Source organism: Nocardioides sp. (assembly GCF_035429765.1).
Taxonomy (GTDB): domain Bacteria; phylum Actinomycetota; class Actinomycetes; order Propionibacteriales; family Nocardioidaceae; genus Nocardioides.
Genome location: NZ_DAOMFK010000221.1, coordinates 1 through 5,063 on the forward strand (window position 1 = coordinate 1; position 5,063 = coordinate 5,063).

A 5,063-nucleotide genomic window follows, 5' to 3' on the forward strand; every position below is an offset into this window, starting at 1 on the left:
GTTCGTTCGCTAGAGGCGGTTACATGCCCCCAGCTGCGGGGGGCGGCGGGACGGGAGGACGGAGGGAGGCGGCGGTGCTAAGGACGATCATGGTCGCCGTCGACGACTCACCGGCGGCGTTCCGGGCGGCCACGGTCGCCGTCGAGCTGGCCCGACGGCTCTCCGCGCGGCTGGTGGCGGTCACCGTGGTCGACGGGCAGCTGGCCGGGGAGCCGGTGCCGGGGCGGCCGCGCACCCCTGCGGAGCACCCGCCCGGTCAGCTGGCGGCACGCCGCCAGGCCGCGCAGGCCGCCCAGCAGCACGTCCGCGCCCAGGCCTCCCAGCTCGGGGTGCAGATCGAGCTGAGGACCACCGAGGGGCACGTCGCGGACGCTGTGCTGGAGCAGGCCCGGGAGATCTCGGCCGACCTCGTCGTGATCGGGCGCGCCGAGTCGGGACGGGTCCACCTGGGTCACGTGGGGCACACGGCCGAGCAGGTGCTGGAGTTCAGCACGGTCCCTGTCCTGGTGGTGCCCGGGCCCGGCGGCTGAGCGCCGTCGCCGGCCCGCAGAGAGGCCGACGCAGGCCCGACACGCCCGCCGTAGATTTGCGGTTCGGTAACGATTTCTTTACGGTCGAGGCTCGTCTTGCATCTCGGGCCGTCAACGACGTCGGTCTCCGCAAGACCTGACCGATGTTGCCGACCGGGGTCCCCCGCCCCGTGCCCGGAGGATTCATGCCTACCCGCCCCCACCCCACCGTCCGCCCGCGCGCCCTCGCGCTGCTGGGCCTCCTCACGGCTCTCACGCTGACTCTCGGCGTACTCACCGCCACCGGCGGCCAGGCCCGCGCCGCGGGCTCGCGCTGCGTGGCCCACCGGATGGGCATCCCGCCCGCCGGGACGACCTACCTCGGCGCCGCGGTCAGCGGTACGTCGGACCTGGGCACCCGCGAGTCGCAGTTCGGCCGCACGCTCGCCCTGCACCGGACGTACTTCCAGGCCTCCCAGATCAAGCAGGCCGCCCGCACCGCCCGCGCGGACCTGGCCGCAGGCCGCCTCCCCTGGATCAGCTTCAAGGCACCCCACTCGTGGGCCGCGATGGCCACGGGCGCCGGCGACGCCTGGTCGCGCCAGGTCGCCGACGCGCTGAAGAAGGTCCCCGGGCCGGTCTGGATGGCGGTCCACCACGAGCCGGAGAACGACGGGGACATGAGGCTGTGGACGCGGATGCAGCGCCAGATCGCGCCGATCATCCACCAGCGCACCAACAACGTGGCCTACTCGGTGATCTACAGCGGCTGGAACACCTTCGGCGGCGGCAACAACACCGTGGCCCGGAAGTGGCCCGGGGACCGCAACGTGGACATCCTGGCCATCGACGCCTACAACGACTTCGGTGCGGTGCGCGACGGCCGCGAGGGCACCAAGTCCCTGGACCTGCGCCCGTACTACCGCAAGATGGCACGGTGGTCGCGCAACCACGGCACCGCCTGGGCGATCGGCGAGACCGGCCAGACCCGCAAGGGCGCCTCGGTGGACCCGACCTGGCTGGACCGGGCCTACCACCAGATGGTGCGGCGCGGCGGTGCCGGGCTGTCCTACTACGACTCCTCGGAGAACTCCGTCGCGGACTGGACGCTCAACGACTCGGTCAAGCGGGCCCGGTTCAAGGGCCTGCTCCCGGGTTCGGCCCGGGTCTGCTGACCTGGTGTCAGGGCGCGGGCTCGACCTGCAGACCCGCCCCCTCGGCCAGCGCCGTGATGTCCTCCACGATGCCCAGGGCGATCGCCTGGGCCGTCAGCCCGATCCGCTCCAGGATCGCGGCGCGCTTGGCATGGGCCAGGAACTCCTGCGGTACGGCGTGCAGCCGGAACGGGGTCGTCACCCCCGCCTCGGTGAGCGTCTGGAGCAGTACGGCGCCGCAGCCGCCGACCCGCCCGTTGTCCTCGATGCTGACCACCAGGCGGTGCTGGGCGGCGAGCTCGACGAGGGCGGGGTCGACCGGCTTGACCCAGCGGGGGTCGACCACGGTGACGCCGATGCCCTGGGCGACCAGGCGCTCGGCCACCCCGACCGCCGTGGTGGCCATCGAGCCGACCCCCACGACGAGCACGTCCCGGGCCCCGTCGCGGACCAGGACGTCGGTGCCACCCGCCTTGCCGAGGGTGGGCAGGTCCGCGGGCGGCGGGCCCTTGGGGAACCGGACGACCGTCGGCGCGTCGTCGACGGCGACCGCCTCGTCCAGCAGCTCACGGAGCCGGGGAGCGTCCCGCGGCGCGGCGAGCCGCAGCCCGGGCACCACCTGGAGCACCGACATGTCCCACATGCCGTTGTGGCTCGCCCCGTCGTCCCCGGTGACCCCGGCCCGGTCCAGCACGAAGGTCACCCCGCAGCGGTGCAGGGCGACGTCCATCAGGACCTGGTCGAAGGCCCGGTTGAGGAACGTCGCGTAGACCGCCACCACCGGGTGCAGGCCGCCCATCGCCAGGCCGGCGGCTGAGGTCGCGGCGTGCTGCTCGGCGATGCCGACGTCGAAGGTGCGCTCGGGGAACCGCGCCTGGAACCGGTCCAGGCCCACCGGGTGCATCATCGCGGCGGTGATGGCCACGACGTCGCTGCGCCGCTCGCCGAGGCGCACCATCTCGTCGGCGAACACGTCGGTCCAGACCCGCCCCTTGGGCTTCTCCTCGCCGGTCTCGAGGTCGAACGGGCCGGGTGAGTGGAACTGGTCGGCGACGTGCCGCTCGGCCGCGTCGTACCCGAAGCCCTTGCGGGTCAGCACGTGCACGATCACCGGCCCGCCGAAGCGCTTGGCCTGGGCCAGCACCTGCTCGACCGCGGCCCGGTCGTGGCCGTCGACCGGCCCGACGTACTTCAGCCCGAGGTCCTCGAACAGCCCCTGCGGGGCGAGCGCGTCCTTCATGCCCTTCTTCATGGCGTGCAGCACGTCGTACGCCGCGGGTCCGACGCCCTTGACGGCGTTGAGCCGGCGCTTGACCTGGTCGAGGACCTGCTCGTAGCGGGGGTTCGTGCGCAGCGCGGTCAGGGCGTTCGCGAGCCCGCCGATCGTCGGGGTGTAGGAGCGGCCGTTGTCGTTGACGACGATGACCAGCCGGCTGGTCCGCGCGATCGCGATGTTGTTCAGCGCCTCCCAGGCCATCCCCCCGGTGAGCGCCCCGTCGCCGATCACCGCGACCACGTGCCGGTCCTCCCCGCGCAGTGCGTAGGCCTTCGCCAGCCCGTCGGCGTAGGAGAGGGCCGTGGAGGCGTGGGAGTTCTCCACCAGGTCGTGCTCGGACTCCGCGCGGCTCGGGTATCCGGAGACGCCGCCCTCCTGACGGAGCCGCTCGAAGCCGGCGGCCCGGCCGGTCAGCAGCTTGTGCACGTAGGCCTGGTGCCCGGTGTCGAACACCACCCGGTCCGTCGGGCTGTCGAAGACCCGGTGGATCGCCATGGTGAGCTCGACGACGCCGAGGTTGGGCCCGAGGTGGCCGCCGGTGCGGGCGCAGGTGGCGACCAGGAAGTCCCGGATCTCCCCGGCCAGCGCGTCCAGCTGCTCGTCGCTGAGCCCGCGCAGGTCACGCGGCGCCGAGATCGACTCCAGGTAGCCCATGTTCCTCCGCTCGACGCCGGTCGCCCGCGGGTGCGGGCCGACTGCCGATTCTAGTCGCGGCCCCGGGGCGGCTGCCCACTCGCCGCGTCGCTCACAGCTCGACGACCGCGACCGCCGGCTCGTGAAGGGATCCCAGCCAGACCCGACCCTCGTGCTCACGCACCCCGGTGACCATGTGGTAGCCCGCGGCGGGCAGGTCGAGGTCGTGCACCAGGGCACCGGTGTCGTCGTAGGCCTGGACCCGCACGGTGCGCTTCGGTTTGGGCTGGAGCGGCTCAGGGATCCGGGTGACCTGGCGGCTCAGCCAGCGCGGGCTGCGCTGGAGCCGCTCGACCACCGGGTCGGTGGGCGAGGCGATCGTCACCCAGATCAGCCCGTCGCTCCCCCGCGCGATGTTGTCGGGGTAGCCCGGCAGGTCCTGGCAGAGGTGGTCCCGGGTGCCCGCCCGCTCGCCGGTCAGCCAGCGCCGCACCACGGTGCGGGCACCGGTCTCGGCCACAGCGACGTACGACTCGTCGGCAGCGAGCGCCACCCCGTTCGCGAAGGCCAGGCCGTCGAGGACCACCTCGACCTCGCCCGTGCCGGTCCGGTGCAGCAGCCGGCCGGTGCGGGTGTCCTGCACCAGGTCGTCCTTCCACCGGTCGATGCCGAACTCGGTGGAGGAGTCGGAGAACCACACGTCCCCGGAGGTCGCGATCGCCGCGTTGTTGCAGAACACCATCGGCCGCCCCGAGACCTGGTCGACGACCAGCTCGACGGCGCCGGTGCCGACGTCGACGTGGAGCAGGCCGCGGCGGGCGTCGCACACCAGCAGCCGTCCGTCGGCCTCGAGCTCGAGCCCCAGCGGCCGACCGCCGGTGCGCGCGACCCGATCGATCCGGTCACCGTCGTGGCTGATGCGGAAGATGCTGCCGTCCTCGGTGCCGGTGAACACGGCGCCCTCGTGCGGGCCGGGTCCGCCGACCACCACGTCCTCGGCGCCGGCGGCGGGTACCGGGATGACTGTGAGCGAGGTCGTCATGGGCCCATCGTCGCGCAGGGCGCCGGCGGCGTCGACGGCGGGTGCCCACGGGTCAGAGCCGGGGTGCGAACCGACGCCCACGCACCGCCTCCTCCACCAGTCCCACCGCGCGACGCACCCCCTGCAGCCGCGCCTCCTCGGTCAGCCAGGCCTCGACCGCTGCCTCGACGACCCCGGGCGGGGCCACCTCGCGCAGCCCCCCGCGCGCCTCGCTCAGCCCGCCTCGCTCAGCCCGCCATGGCCGCGAGGTGGTCGGCGACGACGTCCGCGGCCAGGCGACCGGGTCGGGCCAGCGACGCGTCGGCCCCGAAGCGCTCGGTGAGGGAGACGACCGTCAGCCCGTCGGGCAGCACGGGCAGGGGCTCGACGACCTCCCCGACCACGGCCAGGCAGGGCACGCCGAGGGCGTGGGCCATCGAGGCCACGCCCCCGACCCCCCTGCCGTCGAA

General features: G+C 73.8%; 6 protein-coding genes. 2 read left to right on the plus strand and 4 right to left on the minus strand.

Features of this window, described 5'->3' with window-relative positions; genetic code table 11:
• Positions 1 to 74: 74 nt before the first annotated feature.
• Positions 75 to 530, plus strand: a complete 456-nt coding sequence (locus PLP61_RS14920; RefSeq protein WP_324503543.1) for a universal stress protein — start codon at positions 75 to 77, stop codon at positions 528 to 530.
• 185 nt (positions 531 to 715) lie between these two features.
• The gene (locus PLP61_RS14925; RefSeq protein WP_324503544.1) at positions 716 to 1,684 is read left to right on the plus strand and encodes a cellulase family glycosylhydrolase; all 969 of its coding nucleotides are present in this window, start codon (positions 716 to 718) and stop codon (positions 1,682 to 1,684) included.
• Between the two features lie 7 nt (positions 1,685 to 1,691).
• Here PLP61_RS14925 and dxs read toward each other — a convergent pair whose 3' ends face one another.
• From dxs to PLP61_RS14945, 4 genes are all read right to left on the minus strand, one after another.
• Positions 1,692 to 3,593 (minus strand): 1-deoxy-D-xylulose-5-phosphate synthase, encoded by a 1,902-nt coding sequence (gene dxs, locus PLP61_RS14930; protein WP_324503545.1) that lies wholly within the window; start codon positions 3,591 to 3,593, stop codon positions 1,692 to 1,694.
• Positions 3,594 to 3,684: 91 nt separating this feature from the next.
• Positions 3,685 to 4,614, minus strand: coding sequence for an SMP-30/gluconolactonase/LRE family protein (locus tag PLP61_RS14935; RefSeq protein WP_324503546.1), 930 nt, complete (start codon positions 4,612 to 4,614; stop codon positions 3,685 to 3,687).
• Between the two features lie 52 nt (positions 4,615 to 4,666).
• Positions 4,667 to 4,801, minus strand: a complete 135-nt coding sequence (locus PLP61_RS14940) for a hypothetical protein (protein WP_324503547.1) — start codon at positions 4,799 to 4,801, stop codon at positions 4,667 to 4,669.
• 40 nt (positions 4,802 to 4,841) lie between these two features.
• A partial coding sequence (locus PLP61_RS14945; RefSeq protein WP_324503548.1) for a hypothetical protein occupies positions 4,842 to 5,063 on the minus strand: 222 nt, incomplete at its 5' end.

Bases quoted from the DNA above. Each gene is read 5' to 3' on its own strand.
- PLP61_RS14935 (WP_324503546.1), bottom strand. From the start codon at position 4,614: ATGACGACCTCGCTCACAGTCATCCCGGTACCCGCCGCCGGCGCCGAG.
- dxs (WP_324503545.1), bottom strand. From the start codon at position 3,593: ATGGGCTACCTGGAGTCGATCTCGGCGCCGCGTGACCTGCGCGGGCTC.
- PLP61_RS14925 (WP_324503544.1), top strand. From the start codon at position 716: ATGCCTACCCGCCCCCACCCCACCGTCCGCCCGCGCGCCCTCGCGCTG.